The organism is Pseudomonas sp. BIOMIG1BAC (assembly GCF_001705995.2).
In the GTDB taxonomy this organism is placed as follows: domain Bacteria; phylum Pseudomonadota; class Gammaproteobacteria; order Pseudomonadales; family Pseudomonadaceae; genus Aquipseudomonas; species Aquipseudomonas sessilinigenes.
Genome location: NZ_CP049045.1, coordinates 6,460,529 through 6,483,993, shown reverse-complemented (window position 1 = coordinate 6,483,993; position 23,465 = coordinate 6,460,529). Strand labels below are relative to the sequence as shown.

20 protein-coding genes and 1 pseudogene are annotated in these 23,465 nt (G+C 62.8%); 9 read left to right on the top strand and 12 right to left on the bottom strand.

All coding sequences use genetic code 11. The features are described from left to right. From ATY02_RS30090 to lpxC, 4 genes are all read left to right on the top strand, one after another. Positions 1-870: a cell division protein FtsQ/DivIB gene (locus ATY02_RS30090; RefSeq protein ID WP_068578850.1), complete on the top strand. Its 870-nt coding sequence runs from the start codon at positions 1-3 to the stop codon at positions 868-870. Positions 871-884: 14 nt separating this feature from the next. Continuing rightward, positions 885-2,144 (top strand): cell division protein FtsA, encoded by a 1,260-nt coding sequence (ftsA, locus tag ATY02_RS30085; protein ID WP_068595669.1) that lies wholly within the window; start codon positions 885-887, stop codon positions 2,142-2,144. A gap of 90 nt (positions 2,145-2,234) precedes the next feature. Continuing rightward, a complete protein-coding gene (gene ftsZ, locus ATY02_RS30080) occupies positions 2,235-3,431 on the top strand; it encodes a cell division protein FtsZ (RefSeq protein ID WP_022640798.1) in 1,197 nt (398 codons plus the stop codon). A 112-nt stretch (positions 3,432-3,543) separates the two neighbouring features. Then, complete coding sequence (lpxC, locus tag ATY02_RS30075) at positions 3,544-4,455, top strand: UDP-3-O-acyl-N-acetylglucosamine deacetylase (RefSeq protein ID WP_011063304.1); 912 nt, start codon at positions 3,544-3,546, stop codon at positions 4,453-4,455. A 66-nt stretch (positions 4,456-4,521) separates the two neighbouring features. Here the strand turns inward: lpxC and ATY02_RS30070 are convergent, their stop codons facing one another. The 7 genes from ATY02_RS30070 to ATY02_RS30040 all read right to left on the bottom strand — a co-directional run bounded on the left by ATY02_RS30070 (position 4,522) and on the right by ATY02_RS30040 (position 14,397). After that, the gene (locus ATY02_RS30070) at positions 4,522-6,045 is read right to left on the bottom strand and encodes a sensor domain-containing diguanylate cyclase (protein WP_068578858.1); all 1,524 of its coding nucleotides are present in this window, start codon (positions 6,043-6,045) and stop codon (positions 4,522-4,524) included. A gap of 137 nt (positions 6,046-6,182) precedes the next feature. Beyond that, complete coding sequence (locus ATY02_RS30065) at positions 6,183-7,514, bottom strand: OprD family porin (RefSeq protein WP_068578860.1); 1,332 nt, start codon at positions 7,512-7,514, stop codon at positions 6,183-6,185. Positions 7,515-7,703: 189 nt separating this feature from the next. Continuing rightward, complete coding sequence (locus tag ATY02_RS30060) at positions 7,704-7,928, bottom strand: hypothetical protein (RefSeq protein ID WP_068578862.1); 225 nt, start codon at positions 7,926-7,928, stop codon at positions 7,704-7,706. A 176-nt stretch (positions 7,929-8,104) separates the two neighbouring features. Beyond that, the gene (locus ATY02_RS30055) at positions 8,105-9,469 is read right to left on the bottom strand and encodes a heavy metal sensor histidine kinase (RefSeq protein ID WP_068578864.1); all 1,365 of its coding nucleotides are present in this window, start codon (positions 9,467-9,469) and stop codon (positions 8,105-8,107) included. Then, the gene (locus ATY02_RS30050; RefSeq protein WP_068578867.1) at positions 9,459-10,136 is read right to left on the bottom strand and encodes a heavy metal response regulator transcription factor; all 678 of its coding nucleotides are present in this window, start codon (positions 10,134-10,136) and stop codon (positions 9,459-9,461) included. Before ATY02_RS30050 ends, ATY02_RS30055 begins: the two co-directional genes overlap by 11 nt. A gap of 8 nt (positions 10,137-10,144) precedes the next feature. Then, positions 10,145-13,240, bottom strand: coding sequence for a multidrug efflux RND transporter permease subunit (locus ATY02_RS30045; protein ID WP_068578869.1), 3,096 nt, complete (start codon positions 13,238-13,240; stop codon positions 10,145-10,147). Continuing rightward, positions 13,237-14,397: an efflux RND transporter periplasmic adaptor subunit gene (locus tag ATY02_RS30040; protein ID WP_068578871.1), complete on the bottom strand. Its 1,161-nt coding sequence runs from the start codon at positions 14,395-14,397 to the stop codon at positions 13,237-13,239. Before ATY02_RS30040 ends, ATY02_RS30045 begins: the two co-directional genes overlap by 4 nt. 222 nt (positions 14,398-14,619) lie before the next feature. On the opposite strand from ATY02_RS30040, the gene ATY02_RS30035 reads away from it, so the two are divergent. The 3 genes and pseudogenes from ATY02_RS30035 (at position 14,620) to ATY02_RS30030 (ending at position 16,606) form a co-directional block, all read left to right on the top strand. Continuing rightward, complete coding sequence (locus ATY02_RS30035; RefSeq protein WP_068578873.1) at positions 14,620-14,865, top strand: hypothetical protein; 246 nt, start codon at positions 14,620-14,622, stop codon at positions 14,863-14,865. A gap of 157 nt (positions 14,866-15,022) precedes the next feature. Next, a pseudogene (locus ATY02_RS36735) lies at positions 15,023-15,304 on the top strand (PAS domain-containing protein); the annotation flags it as partial. A gap of 246 nt (positions 15,305-15,550) precedes the next feature. Next, complete coding sequence (locus ATY02_RS30030) at positions 15,551-16,606, top strand: methyl-accepting chemotaxis protein (protein ID WP_416220698.1); 1,056 nt, start codon at positions 15,551-15,553, stop codon at positions 16,604-16,606. Between the two features lie 30 nt (positions 16,607-16,636). On the opposite strand, the gene ATY02_RS30025 is transcribed toward ATY02_RS30030, so the two are convergent. The 5 genes from ATY02_RS30025 to norR form a co-directional block, all read right to left on the bottom strand. After that, positions 16,637-17,386 (bottom strand): YkgJ family cysteine cluster protein, encoded by a 750-nt coding sequence (locus ATY02_RS30025; RefSeq protein ID WP_068605546.1) that lies wholly within the window; start codon positions 17,384-17,386, stop codon positions 16,637-16,639. 91 nt (positions 17,387-17,477) lie between these two features. Next, positions 17,478-17,804: a hypothetical protein gene (locus ATY02_RS30020; protein ID WP_068588633.1), complete on the bottom strand. Its 327-nt coding sequence runs from the start codon at positions 17,802-17,804 to the stop codon at positions 17,478-17,480. A gap of 195 nt (positions 17,805-17,999) precedes the next feature. Then, on the bottom strand, positions 18,000-18,479 hold the full coding sequence (locus ATY02_RS30015; protein ID WP_068588636.1) for a GNAT family N-acetyltransferase: 480 nt from the start codon (positions 18,477-18,479) through the stop codon (positions 18,000-18,002). Positions 18,480-18,482: 3 nt separating this feature from the next. After that, a complete protein-coding gene (locus ATY02_RS30010; protein ID WP_068588639.1) occupies positions 18,483-19,385 on the bottom strand; it encodes a chemotaxis protein CheV in 903 nt (300 codons plus the stop codon). Between the two features lie 171 nt (positions 19,386-19,556). Further along, the gene (norR, locus tag ATY02_RS30005; RefSeq protein ID WP_068588641.1) at positions 19,557-21,113 is read right to left on the bottom strand and encodes a nitric oxide reductase transcriptional regulator NorR; all 1,557 of its coding nucleotides are present in this window, start codon (positions 21,111-21,113) and stop codon (positions 19,557-19,559) included. Between the two features lie 154 nt (positions 21,114-21,267). On the opposite strand from norR, the gene hmpA reads away from it, so the two are divergent. Both hmpA and ATY02_RS29995 read left to right on the top strand, forming a co-directional pair. Then, entirely contained in the window at positions 21,268-22,449 is a 1,182-nt protein-coding gene (hmpA, locus tag ATY02_RS30000; RefSeq protein WP_068588643.1) for an NO-inducible flavohemoprotein, read from the top strand. A 499-nt stretch (positions 22,450-22,948) separates the two neighbouring features. Beyond that, positions 22,949-23,458, top strand: coding sequence for a disulfide bond formation protein B (locus tag ATY02_RS29995; protein ID WP_068588650.1), 510 nt, complete (start codon positions 22,949-22,951; stop codon positions 23,456-23,458). The last annotated feature ends 7 nt before the right edge of the window (positions 23,459-23,465 follow it).

Here is a 23,465-nt window from a genome sequence, read left to right as displayed (position 1 = left end):
ATGCAAGGCGCATCGCTTCGTCATCAGCAACCTGCAGCACCCGGCCGCAAGCCGGTGCCGCGGGGTGCCAGCCGGATGGTGGCCAAAGAGCCGATGTCGGTGCGTCTGCCGAAGGCCAATTTCGGCTTTCTGAAAGGTTTGTTCTGGCCGGTGCTGTTGGTGGCCCTGGGGTTCGGCACCTATGAAGGTGCCCAGCGCCTGTTGCCTTATGCCGATCGCCCGATCACCAAGATCGCGGTGCAAGGGGACTTGAGCTACATCAGCCAACAAGCGGTGCAGCAGCGGATCGCGCCTTACGTCGCGGCGAGCTTCTTCACCATCGACCTGGCGAGCATGCGCACCGAGCTGGAGCAGATGCCCTGGATCGCTCATGCCGAGGTACGTCGGGTGTGGCCGGACCAAGTGGTGATTCGCCTGGAAGAACAACTGCCTGTGGCCCGTTGGGGCGATGAGGCACTGTTGAACAACCAGGGCCAGGCCTTCACCCCGCGTGAGCTGGCGAACTATGAACACTTGCCGCAGTTGTTCGGGCCGCAGCGGGCCCAGCAGCAAGTGATGCAGCAGTATCAGGTGTTGAGCCAGATGCTGCGACCGCTGGGCTTTTCGATCGCCCGTCTGGAGCTGCGTGAGCGTGGCAGTTGGTTCCTGACCACCGGTGCCGGCAGTGCCGGCCCGGGTATCGAGTTGCTGCTGGGTCGCGATCATCTGGTGGAGAAGATGCGCCGCTTCATTGCCATTTATGAAAAAACGCTGAAAGAACAGATCACGAACATCGCGCGCATCGATCTGCGCTACGCCAACGGCCTGGCCGTCGGCTGGCGCGATTCGGCGGCACCCACGACGGCGCGGCCCGCTGTCGCGAAGAATTAAGAAGAGGCAGGACCATGGCAAATGTGCAAAGCGGCAAAATGATCGTCGGCCTGGATATCGGCACCTCCAAGGTGGTGGCGCTGGTAGGCGAAGTCGCGGCCGATGGCTCGCTGGAAATCGTCGGTATCGGCACCCATCCATCCCGCGGCCTGAAGAAGGGCGTGGTGGTGAATATCGAGTCCACCGTGCAGTCGATCCAGCGCGCAGTGGAAGAGGCGCAACTGATGGCGGGCTGCCGTATCCACTCGGCGTTCGTCGGCGTGGCGGGTAACCACATCCGCAGCCTGAACTCCCACGGCATCGTGGCGATCCGTGATCGCGAGGTCAGCTCGGCGGATCTGGAGCGGGTACTCGACGCTGCCCAGGCCGTGGCGATTCCAGCGGACCAGCGTGTCCTGCACACCCTGCCGCAGGACTACGTGATCGATAACCAGGAGGGCGTTCGCGAGCCCCTGGGCATGTCCGGCGTGCGCCTGGAAGCCAAGGTCCACGTGGTGACCTGCGCGGTGAACGCGGCGCAGAACATCGAGAAGTGCGTGCGCCGTTGCGGCCTGGAGATCGACGACATCATCCTCGAGCAGTTGGCCTCGGCCTACGCGGTGCTCACCGACGACGAGAAGGAACTGGGCGTGTGCCTGGTGGATATCGGCGGCGGTACCACCGATATGGCGATCTTCACTGAGGGCGCGATCCGCCACACGGCGGTGATCCCAATTGCTGGCGACCAGGTGACCAACGACATCGCCATGGCCCTGCGGACTCCGACCCAGTACGCCGAAGAGATCAAGATCCGCTATGCCTGTGCCCTGGCCAAGCTGGCCGGTGCCGGCGAGACCATCAAGGTGCCGAGCGTTGGCGATCGTCCGCCACGCGAGTTGTCGCGCCAGGCCCTGGCCGAAGTGGTCGAGCCACGCTACGACGAGCTGTTCACCCTGATCCAGGCCGAACTGCGTCGCAGCGGCTACGAAGACCTGATCCCGGCGGGCATCGTGCTCACCGGCGGTACATCGAAGATGGAAGGTGCGGTGGAACTGGCCGAAGAGATCTTCCACATGCCAGTCCGCCTGGGCGTGCCCCACAGCGTCAAGGGCCTGTCCGACGTAGTGCGCAACCCGATCTATTCCACCGGTGTCGGCCTGTTGCAATACGGTTTGCAGAAGCAGTCCGACGGCATCCAGTTCTCCGGTATCGGCAACCGCGACAGTTACAGCAGTGACGAGCCCAAGGCCGCCTTGATCGATCGAATCAAGAGCTGGGTGCAGGGCAACTTCTGATAAGCAGTTTCACGCGACACGTTTCAAGCAGTACGCAGTAAAAGCAGTAGGCAGTAGGCGAAAAACTAGAGAAATGAAAGGAGAGGGAAAATGTTCGAACTCGTAGACAACATCCCGCAAAGTCCGGTAATCAAGGTTATCGGCGTAGGCGGTGGCGGCGGCAACGCGGTCAATCACATGGTCAAGAGCAACATCGAAGGCGTCGAGTTCATCTGCGCCAACACCGATGCTCAAGCGCTGAAGAACATCGGCGCGCGGACCATCCTGCAACTGGGTACCGGCGTGACCAAGGGCCTGGGTGCGGGTGCCAACCCGGAAGTCGGCCGCCAAGCCGCTCTGGAGGACCGCGAGCGTATCGCTGAAGTACTGGCGGGCACCAACATGGTGTTCATCACCACGGGCATGGGCGGCGGTACCGGTACCGGTGCGGCGCCGATCATCGCCGAAGTGGCCAAGGAAATGGGCATCCTCACCGTTGCGGTGGTGACTCGTCCGTTCCCGTTCGAAGGCCGCAAGCGCATGCAGATCGCCGATGAGGGCATCCGCGCGCTGAGCGAAAGCGTCGACTCGTTGATCACCATCCCCAACGAGAAGTTGCTGACCATCCTGGGTAAAGACGCCAGCCTGCTGTCGGCTTTCGCCAAGGCGGACGATGTATTGGCCGGTGCCGTTCGCGGTATCTCCGACATCATCAAGCGTCCAGGCATGATCAACGTCGACTTCGCCGACGTTCGTACCGTCATGAGCGAAATGGGCATGGCGATGATGGGTACCGGCTGCGCCAGCGGTCCGAACCGTGCACGCGAAGCCACCGAGGCGGCGATCCGCAACCCGCTGCTGGAAGACGTGAACCTGGAAGGCGCTCGCGGCATCCTGGTGAACATCACCGCAGGTCCTGACCTGTCCCTGGGCGAATACTCCGACGTGGGTAGCATCATCGAGGCCTTCGCGTCCGAGCACGCCATGGTCAAGGTCGGTACCGTTATCGATCCGGACATGCGCGACGAGTTGCACGTGACCGTGGTAGCAACCGGCCTGGGTGCGAAGATCGAGAAGCCTGTGAAGGTCATCGACAACACCGTTCAGACCTCCATGTCGTCTGCGCAGTCGCAAGCGCCAGCCCCGGCTCGCCAGGAGTTGCCGTCGGTGAACTACCGCGACCTGGATCGTCCGACCGTGATGCGTAATCAGGCGCAATCGAACGCGGCGACCGCAGCGAAATTGAATCCGCAAGATGATCTGGACTACCTGGACATCCCGGCATTCCTGCGTCGTCAGGCCGATTGATGGAATGTATCAGGGGTATTAGGGTGATTGGTGTTCAGCAAAGGCATGGTCTGCTATTATCGCCAGCCTTTGTTGATACCAGTTCGCAATTTGCGCTGAAGCGGCCCAAGCCATGATTAAACAACGCACCCTGAAGAATATTATCCGTGCCACAGGTGTAGGCCTGCATTCCGGGGAGAAGGTATACCTGACCCTCAAGCCTGCGCCTGTCGACACCGGCATTGTGTTTTGTCGTGCCGACCTGGACCCTGTGGTGCAGATCCCTGCTCGCGCGGAAAATGTTGGCGAAACCACTATGTCGACGACACTGGTCAACGGTGACGTCAAGGTGGACACGGTGGAGCACTTGCTCTCGGCCATGGCTGGCCTGGGCATCGATAACGCCTACGTCGAGCTCTCCGCGTCCGAAGTCCCGATCATGGATGGTAGCGCCGGACCCTTCGTATTCCTGATTCAATCTGCCGGCCTCGAAGAACAGGACGCAGCTAAGAAGTTCATCCGCATCCTTCGTGAAGTGACAGTGGAAGACGGCGACAAGCGCGCCACTTTCGTACCTTTCGATGGTTTCAAAGTGAGCTTCGAGATCGATTTCGATCACCCGGTTTTCCGTGACCGCACCCAGAGTGCAAGCGTGGATTTCTCCAGTACTTCGTTCGTAAAAGAAGTCAGTCGCGCCCGTACCTTTGGTTTCATGAGTGATATCGAGTACCTGCGCAAGCACAACCTCGCACTCGGCGGCAGCGTCGAAAACGCCATTGTGGTCGATTCGGATGGCGTGCTGAACGAAGACGGTCTTCGCTACGAAGACGAGTTCGTCAAGCACAAGATCCTGGATGCAATTGGTGACCTCTACCTGCTGGGCAACAGCCTGATTGGTGAGTTCAAAGGCTTCAAGTCGGGCCACGCACTGAACAACCAGCTACTGCGCAAGTTGATTGAGCAGAAAGATGCCTGGGAAGTGGTGACCTTCGAAGATGCCAGCACTGCACCGATCTCTTACATGCGTCCAGTCGCGGCCGTGTAAGTAACACTCTCTTTCCTTTTATTTTGAAGGCCATCCCCCCGGATGGCCTTTTTTTATGCCCAGGTTTCAGGCACTGCGCCTGGAACAGCCCTGGGACATATTGGAAACCACTCGGTTGCGTCCGCTGGACTTGGCCTGGTACAGCGCCTTGTCGGCGTTGTTCAACCACTCCTGCTGGCTGGCACCCGGGTTGCCCGACCAGGTATTGATGCCGATGCTCACGGTCAGGGAAGCGGCCTGTTCGCTGATGGCCGGCAAGTCCTGGATGCTGGTGCGGATCTTTTCCGCTAATAGCGAGGCCCCGACGGTATCGGTGCCGGGTAGAACCACGGCGAATTCCTCGCCGCCGTAGCGGGCTGCCAGATCGGTCGGCCGGCCGATGCAGGCCGCGATGGTTTGTGCCACCAGATGCAACGCCTGGTCCCCCATGGGGTGGCCGAAGCGATCATTGAAATTCTTGAAGTGATCGACATCGATCATCAGCAGCGACAGCGGTTGGAGTGAGCGCTGGGCCCGGGCCCATTCATTTTTCAGGGCCAGGTCCAGCGTACGGCGATTGGCCAGGCCGGTGAGGGCGTCGATGGAGGCCAGGCGAGCCAGTTCCTGCTCGGCGTTGTGCCGGCGTCGTAGTTCACGACACAGCAACAAGGTCAGCCAGAGCAACGCGATGCACAGCGCTCCCGTAGCGCCGCTGACCAGCAGCGCGGTGCGCCGCCACGAGCCGAAGACTTCGTCGGTAGCCAAGGCGACGATGACGATCAACGGCAGGTCGCCAACCTTGGAGAAGGTGTACAGCCGTGGCATCTGGTCAACGCTGGAAATGCTGCTGAAGCTGCCATAGCCCTCACGCAGGAAACGTACGAAGTTGGGACGCTGGCTGAAGTCCTTGCCCACCAGGTCGTCGGCCAGCTGTGGTTGTTGTGCCAGGAGGATGCCTTCTCGGCTGATCAGGTTGATCGTGCCGTTGCGGCCGATATCGAGGTTCTTGAACAGTTGGTTGAAATAGCTCAGGCGCATGGCCGCCTCGGCGACGCCCTGGAACTCGCCGTTCTCGCCATTGAGGCGACGGCTGAAGCTGATGCGCCAATCCTGTTCGGTGGTACGGGCACGGAATGGCCGGCTGATCATCATCCCCGGTGCCGGGTTGGCGGCATGGAGTCGGAAGTACTCACGATCGGCGAAGTTGGCCTTGCGTGGCTGCACCGAGGCCGAGTCGGCAAGGACGTCGCCGTGCTTGTCCAGCAACAGGATATCGCCCTTGTAGGGGGCGGCGCTGGCACGATCGAAGAGAGCCAGGTGGCGAATGGCGGCGGAAACATTATCCAGGTCGCTGCGTTGTGCCGCGCTGATCAGCCCTTTGAGCGACTGATCGTAGAGTTCCACGTTACGCATCACATCGGCATCGATCAGTTGCACGATGTTGTTTGCGGCACGAATGGCGGCCTGTTCGGCGGAGGCACGCTCGCGAATCAGCAGGAAGGTGACGATGCCGAGGATGGCCGCGACGATCAGCGAACTGGCCAGGATCAACAATCGTTCGGAGTTTGATGCGGGTGTCCCTGTGCGGGATGTCGCACTGCTCAAGCTCATGGTTCTGATTTTTGCTACCTCGAGGATTTTCGAGCCTTGTGTGGGCGACCGGGCAAAGCGATCGATCCCTGGCGCTTGTATAAATCCCACATAAACAAAAGGCCAGCAACACTTGCTGGCCTTCTATTTATAGCGTCTTAGAAGACATTGATCGGGTAGTCGACGATCACACGGTATTCGTCGGTGTCGTTATCCACGACGCGGTAACCATTGCCACCCCGGTTGGTTGCCCATTGCAGGCGCACCGCCAGGTCCTTGGCCTTGCCGCCCTGCACCACGTACTTGATATCCAGGTCGCGTTCCCAATGCTTGGCATTCTTGCCATCGGCGCTGTACCAGCTGGAGTAACCAGGGCTGTTCGGATTGACCTTGGTCAGATCCAGCTCGCCGCGCGAATAGGATAGCGCCGAGGTCAGGCCAGGCAGGCCGATGCCGGCGAAGTCATAGGCGTACTTGAGCTTCCACGAGCGTTCGTTGGGGCCGTTGAAGTCCGAGTACTGCTGGGAGTTGTCCAGGTAGATGCTGTCACCCTGGTTGATGTAGTCGAACGGTGTATTGCCGTTGACCCGCTGGTAGGCGGCGGTGACGCTGTGGCTACCCACGCCGACGGTGAAGTGCAGGCTGTAGGTGTTGTTGTCGATGTTGCCCAGCAGGGCCTTGCCGGTGTCCTGGGTGTGGTAGTAGTGCAGGCCGGGGTTGAGGCTGACCAGGTCATTGACCGCGTAGGTGTAGTCCAGGTCGTAGTAGTACTGGTTCCAGATGTCCTTGAGTTCGGAGGCATAGAGGCTGCTGGTCAGTCCCGGCACGCCGCTCCAGGCCACCCCGGCCCAGTTCAGGTGACGGCTTTCATCATTGCTGGGCAAGGCGCCGTAGGCGGTACCAATGCGCTTGTGGCCGCTCTGGTTGTAGAGCTTGGTGAAGCTGGCCTGGCCACCTTCGATCAACCAGCCGTCGAAGCTGTGGTTGGTCAGGCTCACGCCACGGAAAGTCTGCGGCAGCATGCGGCTCATGCCCCCGGCGATCACCGGGTTGTTGAGGAACAGGTCACCGGCTTTCAGTTCGGTGTCGAAGGCGCACATCTTCAGGGTCGCGCCGGCGGTGGAGAAGGAGCCGGGGGCCTTGCCGCCGTCCTTGCCGCTGCGGCTGATCGGCAGGATGCTCGAGCCATCGGTGCCGCCACCACCATCGAGCTTGAGGCCGAGCATGGCATTGGCATCCACGCCGAAACCGACGGTGCCCTCGGTATAGCCGGACTGGAAAACCCCCAGGAAGCCTTGGCCCCACTCGATGTTGTCATCCTTATGCTGTTGGCGGTTGCGGTTCATGTAGTAGTTGCGGGCGTTGAGCTTGAGGCTCGAACCGGCGACGAAACCCTCGGTCGCGCTGTCCTCGGCGGCTTGTGCGAGGCTCGGGATAGTTGCAGCGATTGCAATGAATAGTGGGCTGACCTTCAGCGAAGTCCTAAACAACGTGTTGCTCCTTTGGTGGGTGAAGATAGTTTTTTATTTTGAATTCGGTGTGTTCTTGTTCTGTACATGACGAACGTGCCGGGGATTTCTCCACGACAAAAAAAAGCCGCTGGATTCAGCGGCTTTAAGACAACTTACTCGGCATTGAAAACAGAGAAGTTGTCGAGGGAAACGAGTCGTTGGCTTGGATCAACTGTCCTTTTGGGCATCAGCCTTGCTGTGCTCGGCAGTGATCTTCTGGGCTTGCTGACTGTTCTGCTGCTGGGCCGCCTGGGCGATCTGTGCTTGTTCGAACGCGGCGGCGCGTGCGGCATTGCGTGCGATGAAAGCCTGGGACTCTTCGGCCATGGCGGCTGGCGCCACGAACAGGGAAGACAAGACGAACGCGCTGGCAATACCCATGCTGTTGGACATTTCTGAAGACCTTCTTGCAGAGCAAGTTCAATTCGGTGCGACAAAAATATAACCACGATGAGGCTGGAAAAAGAGCCGAACAGGATAAGGACTGTTACCAAAAAAACAACAGTCAAGAGCGTGATGGTTGCAGGATTTTGCCGCCTCTTGTCCCAGGTCAGGTGTTGGCGGCGGTTTCAGCGGGGCAGGTAGAGACCGAAGGTATTGATCCCTCGATCGCTGCGCACGAAGACGTCGCCGCCGTGCATCAGGGCGATGGCCTTGACGATGGCCAGGCCCAATCCATGGTTGGCGCCGCTGTTGCTGCGTGAGGCATCCACCCGGTAGAAACGCTCGAACAAGCGCGGCAGGTGCTCGCTGGCGATGCCCTGTCCCGGATTGCTGACGGCGATCGCCACTTGTTGTTCCTGAACCTCGATCCGGACCCGGATCACTTCGCCGGCGGCGGTGTGCTGCACGGCGTTGCTCAGCAGGTTGATCAGCGCCCGGCGCAGGTGGGCGATCTCGATGCGGACCTGGGCGTCGCCCTGGACCTCGACCCTGACCTGGGCGTCTTCGAGGATGAAATCCAGGTAGTCCAGGGTGGTCGCCACCTCCGTGGCCAGGGAGGCGCTGGTGAGCTTGGTGGCCTTGCTGCCCTGGTCGGCGCTGGCCAGGAACAGCATGTCGTTGACGATCGAGCGCAACCGTTCCAGTTCTTCGAGATTCGATTGCAGCACCTCGAAGTAGTGCTCCGCGGAGCGCCCCCGGGTCAGGGCCACCTGGGTCTGGCCGATCAGGTTGGTCAGTGGCGAGCGCAGCTCATGGGCCACGTCGGCGTTGAACGACTCCAGGCGCGAGTAAGCCAGTTCGACCCGTTCCAGGGTGGAGTTGAACGAGTTGACGAACTGGCTCAGCTCCGGTGGCAGCGGTGACAGCTGCAGGCGCCCCGAGAGCCTTGGCGGGGCCAGGCGCTGGGCTTCCTGGGACAGCTTGATCAGCGGCTTGAGGCCGATCCGCGCCACCCAATAGCCCAGGGCCGAGGCCAGCAGAACGCCGACGATGGCCAGGCCGATCAAGGCAATCAGCAACTGGTGCTGGGTCTGGTGGAAGGCCTCGGTGTCGATGGCAATCAAAAAGCGCAGGGGCGGGCGCTGTTCCTTGGCCGGCAACTGGCTGACCAGCACCCGCAACGGATAGGGATGCTCGTCCAGGCTCAAGTCGCGCATGCCCAACGGGCCCTGGGCAAAGGCGCGGAGCCGCGCATCGGGATTGCCGTATTCATAGTCCGGGTCGCCGCTGATGGCCCAGAAGCGGATGCGCTTGTCTTCCTCGCTGAGCAGCTTGAGCTTGGCGCTGATCTTGCCCCAGTGTTCGGGGTTGCCATAGCGGGTCAAGGCTGACTCCAGCACGCTGTAGCGCGCATCCAGCTCGGCCTCCGGCAACTGGCCCAGGCCCTTGTCCACCTGTTGATAGAGCGCCCCGCCGATCAGCAGGAAGATCAGCAGCGCCACCAGGGTGAACAAGCCGCTCAGGCGTAGGGCGATGGAGTTACTCGGCACTGCGGTTCTCCAGTACGTAGCCCATGCCGCGGATGGTATGCAGCAACTTGTGTTCGAAAGGCCCGTCGAGCTTGGCCCGCAGGCGCTTGATCGCCACCTCCACGACGTTGGCGTCGCTGTCGAAATTGATGTCCCAGACCATCTCGGCAATGGCGGTCTTGGAGAGGATCTCACCCTGGCGCCGGGCCAGCACGCTGAGCAGCGAGAACTCCTTGGCGGTCAGGTCCAGGCGAGTACCGGCGCGGCTGGCCTTGCGACTGATCAGGTCGATCCACAGGTCGGCGATGCTGATTTGCACCGGTTCGTGGCCGCCACTGCGCCGGGTCAGGGCCTGCAATCGAGCCACCAGTTCGAGAAAGGAAAACGGCTTGCCCAGGTAGTCGTCGGCGCCATCGCGCAGGCCCCTGATCCGGTCTTCCACCCGTTCTCGGGCGGTGAGCATGATCACCGGGGTCTGCTTGCGCGCGCGCAGGGCCCGCAGCACGCCGAAGCCGTCCAGGCCCGGCAGCATGACATCGAGCACGATCACGCCATAGTCGGCTTCCAGGGCCAGGTGCAGGCCCTCGATGCCATCCCGGGCCAGGTCCACGGTATAGCCTTGCTCGGTCAATCCGCGGTGCAGGTAGTCCGCGGTTTTTTCTTCGTCTTCGATAATCAGAACGCGCATGACCCGCCTCAGGTATTGGTTGCCGGCAACAGGGCCGACCGGGGCCGGTGGAACAGCCGCTCGAGCCACAAGTATATGACCGGCGTGGTGAACAGCGTCAGCGCCTGGCTCACCAGCAGGCCACCGACCACGGCGATGCCCAGGGGCTGGCGCAGTTCGGCGCCAGTGCCATAGCCGAGCATCAGGGGCAAGGCGCCGAGCAGGGCGGCCAGGGTGGTCATGATGATGGGGCGGAAGCGGGTGAGGCAGGCCTGGTAGATCGCTTCCTGAGGCGCCAGGCCGCCTTGGCGCTGGGCTTCAAGGGCGAAGTCGATCATCAGGATGCCGTTTTTCTTGACGATGCCGATCAGCAGTACCAGGCCGATCAGCGCCATGATCGAGAAGTCCTGGCCACACAGCCAGAGCATCAGCGAGGCGCCCAGGCCCGCCGAGGGCAGGGTGGAAATGATGGTCAAAGGATGCACGAAGCTTTCGTACAGCACCCCGAGGATGATGTAGACCGCCACCAGCGCGGCGAGGATCAGGTAGGGCTGGCTGGCCAGGGAGCTCTGGAACGCCTGGGCTGCCCCCTGGAAGTTGCCGCTGATGGAGGCTGGCATGCCGATCTGGCTCTTGGCCTGGTCCAGCAGGATCACCGCGTCGCCCAGGGCCACGCCGGGGGCCAGGTTGAACGACAGGTTGGCCGCCGGGAACATGCCGTCGTGGGCGATCGACAACGGCCCCACGGTGGGTGGATCGAAGCGCGCCAGGGCCGAGAGAGGGACCATTTCCCCGGTCAGCGGCGAGCGCAGATAGAAGTAGCTGAGGCTCTCGGCCTTGCCCCGTTGCCGGGTGTCGAGTTCGAGGATCACGTTGTACTGGTTGACCTGGGTCTGGAATTCGTTGATCTGGCGCTGGCCGAAGGCGTCGTACAACGCCTCGTCGACATCGCTGGCCGTCAGGCCGAAGCGGCTCGCAGCGACCCGGTCGATCTCTATGTGGGTGATGCTGCCACCCAGTTGCAGGTCGTTGGAAATATCGCGAAAGGCCGGGTTGCCACGCAGTTTCTCGGTCAGGCGCTGGGTCCAGGTGCTCAGGGTCGCACCGTCGTTGCTCTTGAGCACGTACTGGTACTGGGCACGGCTCGGACCGGAGCTGAGGTTGATGTCTTGGCCGGCCCGCAGATAGAGGGTGATCCCCGGCACCTTCATCAATTGCGGGCGGATGCGATCGATGAAGGCGCTGGCGGAGACGTCTCGCTCGCCGCGTTTTTTCAGCGAGATCCAGAACCGGCCGTTGGCGATGGTCTGGTTGCTGCCCGATACCCCCACCGAATGGGAGAACGCCTGCACCGCGGGATCGGCGGCGACGATTTCGGCCAGGGCCTGGTGTTTTTTCACCATGTCCGGGTAGGAAATATCCGCCGCAGCCTCGGTGGTACCAAGGACGAAACCGGTGTCTTGCACCGGGAAGAACCCCTTGGGAATCAGGACGTAGCCCGCGATCGCCATGGCCAGGGTCAGGCCGAAGATGCCCAGCATCAGTTTCTGGTGCGCCAGGGCCTTGCGCAGGCCACGCTCGTACAGGGCCAGCAGGCGCTCGCCGAAGCCCGGCTTGCTATGGGGCGGATGTACCGGAGCGCGCATGAACAGCGCTGCCAGGGTCGGCGCCAGGGTCAGCGAGACCACCACCGAGATCATGATGGTCGAGGTGGCGGTCAGGGCGAACTCCTTGAACAGCCGCCCCACCACGCCGCCCATGAACAGCAACGGAATGAATGCCGCCACCAGGGAGAAGCTGATGGACACCACGGTAAAGCCGATCTCCCCGGCGCCCTTGATCGCCGCCTCACGCATGCCGTCGCCGGCTTCCAGGTGGCGGTGGATGTTTTCCACCACCACGATGGCGTCGTCCACCACGAAACCGACGGCGATGACGATGGCCACCAGGGTCAGGTTGTTCAGGCTGAAGCCCATCACGTACATCAGTGCGCAACTGGCGGTCAGGGACACACCCAGCACCGCCGAGACGATCAGGGTCGCCGACCACTGGCGCAGGAACAGCGCCATCACCGCCACTACCAGCAGCACGGCGATCAGCAGGGTGACCTCCACCTCATGCAGCGAGGCGCGGATGGTCTGGGTGCGGTCCACCAGCACCTTGACCTGCACCGAGGCCGGCAGCATCGCCTCCAGGCCAGGCAGGGCCGCCTGGATACGGTCCACGGTCTCGACGATATTGGCGCCCGGCTGGCGCGAGATCACCAGGTTGACCCCGGGCTGGTCACCGGACCAGGCCTGGACATAGGCGTCTTCCGGACCGTTGACCACCCGGGCCACATCCTGCAGGCGTACCGGTGCGCCATTCTTGTAGGAAACGATCAGCTGGCCGTATTCCTCGGGATGGAACAACTGATCGTTGGTGGACAGGGTGGAAATGCTCGACTCGCCGTACAGCGCGCCCTTGGCCAGGTTGAGGCTGGTCTGCTGGATCGCCAGGCGGATGTCGGCCAGGGTCAGGCCGATGGCCGCCAGCTTGTCCGCCGAGGCCTGGACCCGGATCGCCGGGCGCTGCTGGCCGGTGATGTTGATCTGGCCGACCCCGTCGATCTGGCTGAGTTGCCGGGCCAGCAAGGTCTCGGCGTAGTCGCTCAGTTCGGTCCCGGGCATTTGCGTGGAGCTGATGCTGAGGATAAGCACCGGGCTGTCGGCGGGGTTGACCTTCTTCCAGGTAGGCAGGGTGGGCATGTCCTTGGGCAGTTTGCCGGCCGCGGTGTTGATCGCCGCCTGCACTTCTTGCGCCGCGGTATCGATGCTTTTGTCCAGGGTGAATTGCAAGGTCAGCAGGGACGTGCCCAGGGCGCTGCTGGAGGTCATCTGGGTCATGCCGGGAATGGCACTGAATTGCACTTCCAGCGGCGTGGCCACCGAGGAGGCCATGGTGTCCGGGCTGGCCCCGGGCAGGGCGGCGGAAACCTGGATGGTGGGGAACTCGGCCTCCGGCAGTGGCGCCACCGGCAGCCGTGGGAAGGCGATCAGGCCCAGCAATACCAGGGCAAAGGTCAGCAGGACGGTGGCGACCGGATGATCGATGCACCAGGCGGAGATCGAGCCTTGGCCCTTCATGGCTTGGACTCCGCGGCCTGGGCTACTTGGGGCGGATCGCTCAGTACCTGGACCTGGGAGCCGGGCTTGAGTCGCGACTGGCCGTCACTGACCAGCAGGTCGCCGGCCTGGACGCCGGAAATGATGTTCAGGCCGCTGTCCTGGTACAGCACTTGTACCGGTACAGCCTCTACCTGCTGGCCCTTGAGCCGGTACACGAAGTGTTGCTCCAGGCCGCGCTGGACCACCGTCGGTGGCACGGTCAGCGCGCCCTGGTCCAGGGCCGTCTGGATCTTCACCGTCACCAGTTGCCCGGGCCAGAGCACCTGCTGGGCATTGTCGAACTCGGCCTTGGCGCGGATGGTGCCGGTGCCGCTGTCGACCTGGTTGTCGATCAGGGTCAAGTGGCCGTTGCCCAGTAATGCTCCGGGGCTGTCGCTGTCCGCGCCCTGGTAGACCCTGACTGCCGCAGGATCCTGGGCCCGGAGCAGGCGTTGCAAGGTCGGCAGCATTTGCTGGGGCAGGGAGAACTCCACGGCGATGGGGTCGATCTGGGTCACTGAGAACAGGCCCTGGCTGTCCGTCATGCGCAGGAAGTTGCCTTCATCCACGGTGCGAATGCCGACCCGGCCGGAAACGGGGGAGCGAATCTGCGTATAGGACAGTTGGACCTGGGCAGCATCGATGGCTGCCTGGTTGCCCTGGACCGTGGCGTTGAGCTGGTTGACCAGGGCCAGTTGCTGGTCGTAGGTCTGCTTGGAAACCCCGTCATCCACCGACAGCAGCTTGTAGCGCTTGAGGTTGACCTGGGCCACCTGGAGCTGCGCCTGGTTCTGCGCCAGTTGGGCCCGGGCCTGGTCCAGGGCGGCACGGATCGCCCGGTCGTCGATGGTGGCCAGCAGGTCGCCGGCCTTGACCAGTTGCCCCTCCTTGGCCAGCAACTTGGTGAGAATGCCATCCACCTGAGGCCGGATGACCACGCTGTGCAGTGACAACACCGAGCCGATACCGCTGCTGTAGCGCGGTACATCCTGGCGGGTCACCTGCACCACCCGCACCGGAATCGCCGTGGGAGTGGCTAGCCTGGTGGTCGCCGGCTTGTTCAGGAACCACGCAGCACCCGCGGCCAGGGCCACGAGCAGGACGGCGCAGACGACGGATTTCTTGGTAATGGGCATGGGAGTAGGGCGCCGGGAGCGATGATGTCGGAAGGATGGCCATGATCTGTGCACAGTTATAGCCCGGTGATCGGGTCAGCACGGTGACGGCTGGCTGTCAGCGCTGTCAGAAAAGTCCTTCATGGGGGCTGGCGGCTCGCTCAAAGTGCTGCGCTGCACAGGTATACTGCCGCTCCCCTGGCCTGTTCCTGGGCCGGCCTGCCCTATCTCCCCGGAGTTTCCATGACATCCCCCGTACAGCCCGATCCCCATGAGGCTTCGCACACCGAGCCTGCGGCTGAGCCGGTCGCCAGCGACAGCGACGGCAAGACTGCGATCCCGGCGTTCAAGTTTCCTTTCAAGCCATCGCAGTTCATGGCAGCCAAGAATGCCCGCCAGACCGGGTATCAGGGTGGTGGTGGCGACTATCACGCCAAGACCCCCGGTGTAGCGCCTCCGGGCACTCGACGCTCCATGGGAAAACGCTGAGATCGCCGACAATCGCGGATAAAGCAGCGATTTATGCTTTTCAAGCACGATGATGGCTAATTGCTTTAAACCTGAGCTGGATCAGTATTTGTGCTTTCAGTGCGCTTAGAGTCAGCAGCCCTGCTGACTCCACCCAACAATTACGAGCGCGCTATCCATGAAGATCAACCTTCCGGTTACTGGGCGAAACGTGGACTTTGCCCCTGATGCGAACATCCTCTCGACCACCGATCTGACCAGCGCGATCACCTACGCCAACCCTGATTTCATCAAGATCAGTGGTTACAGCCGTGAAGAATTGTTGGGCTCTCCCCATCACCTGTTGCGTCATCCGGACATGCCGTCGGCGGCCTTTGCCCATATGTGGCGAACCCTCAAGCGTGGCCGCTCCTGGATGGGCATGGTGAAGAACCGTTGCAAGAACGGTGATCATTATTGGGTCAGCGCCTACGTGACGCCGGTCACCCGCGATGGCCAGGCGGTGGAGTATCAATCGGTACGGACCAAGCCCAGTACGCAGCAGGTGGAGGCCGCGGAGCGGGCTTATCGGCGCCTGAACACCCCAGGCCCGTCCTGGTGGAACCTGCTGCCGGTGATGAGCCTGCGCCTGCGTCTGTGGGCCTGGATCAGCGCCAGCTTCATCGGCACTTTCGGGGTCTCGGTGTGGTTGTTGCCGCAATCGTGGATGTACCAGGGAGTGGCCGTTGCCCTGGGCTGCTGCCTGGGGGCTACCGGCATTGGTTGGCAGTTGCGGCCGCTGCAGCGGCTCACCGAACGGGCCCGGCAGATTGGCGACAACCCCTTGAGCCAGGGCATCTATACCGGGCGCGCCGATGAGTTCGGGCGTATCGAGTTCGCCCTGCAGATGCTCGAGGCCCAAGTGGGCGCAGTGGTGGGGAGGATCGGCGATGCTTCCCAGCGCCTGGCCGGGCATGCGGCGGAACTGGTGGAGCACCTGCACAGCAGCCACAACAGCACCCTGGAGCAGCAGGCGGAAACCGACCAGGTGGCGGCGGCCATCCACCAGATGGCGGCCAGCGTGGCGGAGGTGGCGACCCATGCCCAGCAGGCTTCGGTGGCTGCCGACCAGGCTGAGAGCGAAACCCGTGAAGGCCACCAGTTGGTGGGGGAAAGCCGCAGCGCGGTGTTGCGCCTGGCCAGCGAGCTGGAGCGAGCCACCGAGGTCATCCATCAGTTGGAAAGCCACAGTACGGATATCTCCGGGGTGCTGGAGGTCATCCGCAGCATCGCCGAGCAGACCAACCTGCTGGCCCTGAATGCGGCGATCGAGGCCGCGCGAGCCGGGGAGCAGGGCCGTGGTTTTGCCGTGGTGGCCGACGAAGTGCGCGGTCTGGCCCAGCGCACCCAGGACTCCACCAACGAGATCCAGCGCATGATCAGCACCCTGCAAAACGGCGCGCGCAATGCTGTGGAGGCCATGCAGCACAGCAGCCAGCATGTGGAGAGCAGCGTCGATCAGGCCCAGCGCGCGGCGGTGGCCCTGGACGGCATCAGCCAGCGGGTGAACCAGATCACCGAGATGAGCCTGCAGATTGCCGCGGCGGTGGAAGAGCAGAGCGCGGTGAGCGAGGACATCAACCGCAACATCATCGGCATTCGCAGTGCCTGCGAAGCCACGGTCAACGCCGGCCAGCTCAGCCACGTCAATTCCGGGGATGTGGCCGGGTTGGCGGGAGATTTGCGGCAGCTGGCGCTGGAGTTCTGGCACAAGCGCGGTTGAAGCCCGCGCCGGTGCTCGAAGTCGCAGACGTCAGGCTGCCCGCAGCGGGATGAAGGCGTAGTCCAGGGGCGTGTCGCTGACCACCTGGGCACCGCTGGCCGCCACCTGTGTGGCCACTTGCTCGCCGGACAGGTGGAAGCGCCAGGCTTGTTCCGCCTGTGCCGAGGGCTCGGCCTGGAGCTGGTCGATGGCATTGGCCAGGGCGCCCATGTCCGGCAGGTAGGCGGTAAAACCATCGCCCTTGAGCGCCGTGGTACGAATGCCCAGGCGGGCGCAAATGGCCTGCTTGAGCTGGATGTCATCACGGTCGGCCTGGCGCGAGCGCTGGATCAGCCCGGCCAGTTCCTCATCCACCAGTTGCCCGCCGAGGATCAACTGCGGGCCCTGTTCCCAGGATTCCGGCGGGCAATCCTTGGCCGTGGGGGCCAGAGGAATGTGTGGGTTGATCTCCATGGGGTAGATACGGCACACCAACGGCCGACGTTCATAGATGCGGCATAGTTGGTCTTCGTCAAGATTCCGGCAGGGGCCGACGTTATAGGCCGCGAAGGTGATCGCTACATAGGCATCGGTGGTGCCGCTGGGCACACGACAGGAACGGCGCTGGGCATGTTCTCGCTGTTGCTCCGGCAAACCCAGGCCATTGCCCAGGAAGGCCTCCACCAGCACGATCACCTGGCCGCCATCGGCCGCCCAGGCGCGGGCTTCGGTGAGAGTCAGGGGGACATGGTGGTCGTGGCAGCACTTGCCACAGCCTACGCAGGAAAACCGAGTGTTCATGGCACGAGCAACCAGAGTGGATCGATAGGGCGCGTCGTTTTTCTGTTGCCCGACGCCGTGGAAACCCCTGGCGAAGCAAGTTATGCGCCAGTCAGCGGGCCTTGAGCGCCGGGCGGATGGCGTCCCACTCACTGACCACCGCCTTGCGGCTTGACCGGTGGTACAGGCATAGCTCGATGCCGCTGCGACCCTGCATGTGCTTCTGTGGATACTGGCCCTGGAGCAAGAGGGCGCTATAGCCGACCTGGTCGTCGAACTGCGCACTGTTGCCCAGCGGCTTGGGGTTTTTCAAGCCGCTGGCCTGGATGCAGGCGCGCTGCATGGCCTGCTCCAGCTCGGCCCAGGCCTGGTCGCTGGAAGCATGGGCTGTGCCGCAAATGGCGCCGAGGCAAAGCAGGGCCAGGGTCTTGTGGTTCATGGGGCGAGATCTCAAGGCGTGATACCCAGGTGGACCCCGGCGACGGCCTGTCGTTCGCTGCCGCCGCAGGATTGTGCTTCATGTGGCCGCTGTCGCGCGCACGGAAGAGGAGGGAATCGCTGAGGGGCGCGGGTCCTGTTGCAGTTTCGCAGGCCTGGCAGCGGCTACAGGCCGGGCGTGTTGGCGCAAGTTTGCCTATGGCACCCGTTCGCGGCGGACCACTTGCATGCCGGCACTGTCGTACAGGCGGCGGGCGCGCAGGTTGTCTTCCAGCACCTTGAGATCGAGCCGCTCTTCCCGGCGTTCGGCGAACATCACGAACACCTGTTGCAGCAGGGCCCGGCCCAGGCCTCGGCCACGGGCGTCGGCATGCACCACCAGGTCCTTGAGGTAGGCGCTGGTCCAGCACTGGGCAACGCCTATCACGTGCCCGGCCTCCAGGAGCACCAGGCACAGATCGGGATCGTATTCGGCATCGGTCTCGAAGGCCTTGCGCCAGGTATCGAGGTCCGGGACGCGACCGCCACCATCCAGGTAGCCCAATTGCATCAAGTGATGCACCTGGGGCGCCAGTTCCAGGCTGTAGGACTGCAGGCTGACCCCGGCCGGCCATTGGGGGGCGAGTTGCGGGCCGGTCAGGTCACGGCGCATCAACAGGCAGTAGCGTTCCTCCAAGACTCAACCTCCCTGGGCGGCGATCGCCTTGGCTGCATCGATCAGGCAACGGGTCAGCTCCGGCGAGGAGAACTTGGTCAGCACCGCATTGGCCCCGGCCTGGCGCGCTTTCTCACTGTTCATCGCGCTGTCCAGGGAGGTGTGCAGCAGCACATACAGGTGGGCGAAATCCGGGGTCTCGCGCAGGGTCCGGGTCAGGGCGTAACCGTCCATCTCGGACATTTCGATATCCGAGACGATCAGGTTGATCTCGTTGGCCGTGCCTTGCAGTTCCAGCAGGCAGTCGATGGCTTCCTTGGCGCTGCGGGCGGTGTGGCATTGCAGACCGAGGTTGCGCAGTGTGTGCACCGACTGCTGCAGCGCCACCTGGCTGTCGTCCACCACCAGGATGCGCGCGTTGCCCAGGACCTCGGCGTCTTCCATGCTCAGCTCGGTGGGGGCCATTTCGATCTGGGTCGGGGCGATGCCGTGGATCACTTTCTCGATATCCAGCACCTGGACCAGGGTCCCGTCGACCTGGGTTACGCCGGTGATGTAGGACCTGACGCCGCCCGAGCCGTAGGGCGGTGGACGAATATCGGTAGTCAGGCAATGCACGATCTTGCTCACGGCCTGCACATGCAGGCCCTGCTTGGAACGGCTGACGTCGGTGACGATCAGGCAACCGGCATCCGGATCAGCCAGGGGACGCTCGCCGATGGCCCGGCTGAGATCGATCACCGACAACGAGTTGCCGCGCAAGGTGGCGATGCCTTTCACATGGGGGTGGGATTCCGGCAGCTTGGTCAGCGGCGGGCAGGGAATGATTTCACTGACTTTAAGCAGGTTGATTGCCATCAGCTTGCCGCTGCGCAAGGTAAACAGCAGAAGCGAAAGCGAATCTGCGCGGGCTTTGTTGGAGGACATAAAAACCTTCTTCTTGAAAAATTGGCGCGTGGTTCGAACCACGGACAACCATTGATAACGGGTTATCGACGCTTTCAGGGCAGGCTTTAGTCGGATTGCCCGCTCACTTGAGTCAGTGTCACGGCCTGTACGTGCCTGTGCTGCCGGCCCAGCGATGACCTGGGCCGGGAGTCATTTCAGGCCCAGGCGCTTGGCCAGGCGGTTGAGGTTGGCCCTGTCCAAGCCTAGCTCACGGGCGGCCGCGGCCCAGTTGTGCTGGTGTCGTTCAAGGCAGGTTTCGATCAGTTGGCGCTGGTAGTGCTCGGTAGCCAGGCGCAGGTCGCCATGGGGGGCTGGCACAGGCAATGCTTCGCAGACGAGGTCAGGGGAAATGGCCGCTCTTTCGTTGGCCAGGGGCAGGTCCAGGTCCTGGGCATCCAGGCTGAGAATCCGCGGTCGCTCACGGCAGTTGCCCAGGGCCTTGAGGGCGCTGCGGCCGATCAGGTGCTCCAGTTCGCGGACGTTGCCCGGCCAGTTGTAGGCCAGCAAGGCTGCCTGGGCCTCGGCGTTGAGGCGCAGGCTGCCCAGGCCCATGCGTGAGCGGTTCTGCTCCAGGAAGTAGCCGCTGAGCAGCAAGACGTCGCGTCCTCGCTCGCGCAGGGACGGTACCCGTAGCGGGTACACGCTGAGGCGGTGGTAGAAGTCGGCACGATAGCGACCGTTGCGTACCTCTTGTGCCAAGTCGCGGTTGGTGGCGGCGATCAGGCGCACATCCACCCGATGCTCCTTGTCCGAGCCCAGGCGCTGCAACTGGCCGCTTTGCAGCACGCGCAGCAGCTTGGCCTGTACGGTCAGTGACAACTCACCCACTTCATCGAGGAACAGGGTGCCGCCATTGGCCAGTTCGAACTTGCCCCGGCGATCCTGGGTGGCCCCGGTGAACGCCCCCCGGACATGGCCGAACAGCTCGCTTTCCACCAGGGTGTCGGGCAGTGCCGCGCAATTGAGGCTGATCAGCGGCTGCTCGGCGCGCAGCGAGGCGGCATGGATAGCCTGGGCCACCAACTCCTTGCCAACCCCGGTTTCACCGGTGATCAGCACCGTCAGGTCGCTGCTGCCCACCAGGGCGATTTCTTCCATCAGGTGCTTGTGGGCCTTGCTCTGGCCGATCATTTCCCGGTGTTGGCCGCTGGCCTGGCGATAGACCTCTGCGCGCTGGTGCTCGTTCTCGGCGCGCAGGGCCAGGCGCTCGATGCGTTCGGCGGCGCTGACCGTGGCCGCAGCCAGGCTGGCGAAGGCCTGAAGGGCATCCAGTTCGATGGGTTCGAAGCGTTGCGGGTCCAGTGCATCGAGGGTCAGCAGGCCCCATGGGCGTTCGTCGACGAACAGTGGGCAGCCCATGCAGTCGTGGATTTCCAGGTGCTCATCGAGCCCTTCCACCAAGCCGTCGTAAGGGTCGGGTAGCTGGCTGTCGCTGGCGAAGCGGGTTGGCCCCGGGCTGCCCAGCAACGCGGCGAAGCGTGGGTGCTCGCTGACCTTGAAGCGCCGGCCCAGGGTGTCGGTGCTCAGGCCGTCGACGGCTAGCGGTACCAGCCACTCGCCATCCAGGCGCAACAGTGCGGCGGCATCGCAAGGCAAGAGCACGCGCAGGGCCTCCAGCAGGCGTCGATAGCGTTCGCCTTCCGGCAATTCCCGTGACAGGTCGGTGACCAGGGGTAGCAGGGTGGTGAGCAGGGCTTTTGCAGTCATAGTGACTCCTTGTAGTCGATACGACTATAAATCTATTGAAGTCTTTATGACTACTATGTTCATAAGATATTGAATTTAAATAATTTTTATCTTGGCACGAATACTGATTGGACAAGGGAAACCTGCAAGCAGTCATAAGTCCAGGAGTTGTCCCATGCTAAGCGTCCAAGATCGCGCCATCATCAAATCCACCGTCCCGCTGCTGGAAAGCGGTGGTGAGGCCCTGATCACCCATTTCTACCGGATGATGCTCTCGGAGTATCCAGAAGTCCGCCCGCTGTTCAACCAAGCCCACCAGGCCAGCGGCGACCAGCCCCGGGCCCTGGCCAATGGCGTGCTGATGTACGCCCGGCACATCGACCAGCTCGACCAACTGGGAGACCTGGTCGCCAAGATCATCAACAAGCACGTTGCCTTGCAGATCTTGCCCGAGCACTACCCGATCGTCGGGACCTGCCTGTTGCGGGCGATCTCGGAAGTGCTGGGCAGCGAGATCGCCACCCAGGAGGTGATCGACGCCTGGGCAGCAGCCTACAACCAACTGGCGGATATCCTGATTGGCGCCGAGGGTGCCATTTATGACCAGAAAGCCCAGGCGCCGGGTGGCTGGCGTGGGGCCCGGGAGTTCAAGCTGGTGCGCAAGGTGCAGGAGAGTGCGGAAATCACCTCTTTGTATTTCGAGCCGGCAGACCAGGGGGCGATCCTCGCCGCCGAGCCGGGCCAGTACATCGGCCTGCAGCTGTTCATCGATGGCCAGGAAATTCGCCGCAATTACTCGCTGTCGGCGTTGTCCGACCAGGGCCAGTACCGCATCAGCGTCAAGCGCGAGGCCGGTGGCGTGGCTTCCAACTACCTGCATGACCAATGCCCGGTGGGCAGTAGCATCATGCTGTTCCCGCCTGCCGGGGAGTTCACCCTCCAGGCCAGCGACAAGCCGTTGGTGCTGATCAGTGGGGGCGTCGGCATCACCCCGACCCTGCCGATGCTGGAGGCAGCCCTGGCCACCGAGCGCCCGGTGCACTTTATCCACTGCGCCCGCAATGGCCAGGTGCATGCCTTCCGCCAGTGGGTCGATGCCCTGGCCGCGCGTTATCCACAGCTCAAGCGCTTCTATTGCTATGCCGAGGATGATGGCGTCAGCCCGGCGGCCGACACCCTGGGCCTGTTGACCCAGGACCAACTGGCACAGTGGCTGCCCGAGCAGCGCGATCTGGATGCCTACTTCCTCGGGCCCAAGGGCTTCATGGCCGCGATCAAGCGCCACCTGAAGGCCCTGGGCATTCCTGAGCAGCAGAGCCGCTACGAGTTCTTCGGCCCGGCCGCGGCCCTGGAGTAACCCTCCCACCTGCCGTAATGCCGATCAGTCAAGGAAGGTGATTCCCTGTAGGAGCGAGGCTTGCTCGCGATGGTGCTTAACGCTAGCGCGTGTTCACTGGATAAACCCGGCGCTCTGAAGTCCATCGCGGGCAAGACTCGCTCCTACAGCATTACCCGCCTACCTGCTCCTGTTCTCCAGGAGCCTTGGGGCATCGGCAATTTCCCCAGCCATTGGCCAACCTTGAAAGGGTGGCTGGCGCGTTAATCCCGACTTAACCTGCCTGTCGTTAATTTCCTGCGATATCGTCCGGGACGCGATGGCCTGGGCGATCCGTTCGATTCCGTCGTTCGCCCGGCAGGCCTTGGCTTGCAGCGGGCAAGCCGTGCATTCAAAGGTCATGTTCAGCGTGTAGACTTCCGGGCACTGCGACGGCGAACCGGCCATTTGGCAATTTCACAGCGCGCCGCCGCGATTAGAGGCGGGCGGGCCGCTGCAACACACAGAAAAAGGAATAGGGATGAGTGACGACAGACTGCGTTTGGGACGTGAACGGCGCTTCCTGGTGCTGCTGGGGGTTATCTGCCTGGCACTGATCGGCGGTGCCCTGTACATGCAGGTGGTATTGGGCGAGGCGCCTTGCCCGCTGTGTATCCTGCAACGCTATGCCTTGTTGCTGATCGCGATCTTCGCCTTCATCGGCGCGGCCCTCAGCTCGCGGCGGGGGGTCACCATCATGGAGACCCTGGTGGTCATCTGCGCCATCGCCGGCGCCGGAGTGGCCGGGCACCATGTGTATACCCAGTTCTACCCGGCGGTGAGTTGCGGCATCGATGTGCTGCAGCCGATCGTCGATAGCCTGCCGCTGGCGAGCATCTTTCCCCTGGGCTTCCAGGTCGATGGTTTCTGCTCCACGCCGTACCCGCCGATCCTGGGCTTGTCCCTGGCCCAGTGGGCGTTGCTGGCGTTCGTGCTGACGGTGATCCTGGTGCCGCTGGGCGTGGTGCGCAACCGCAAGCAAAGCTACTGATCCCTTC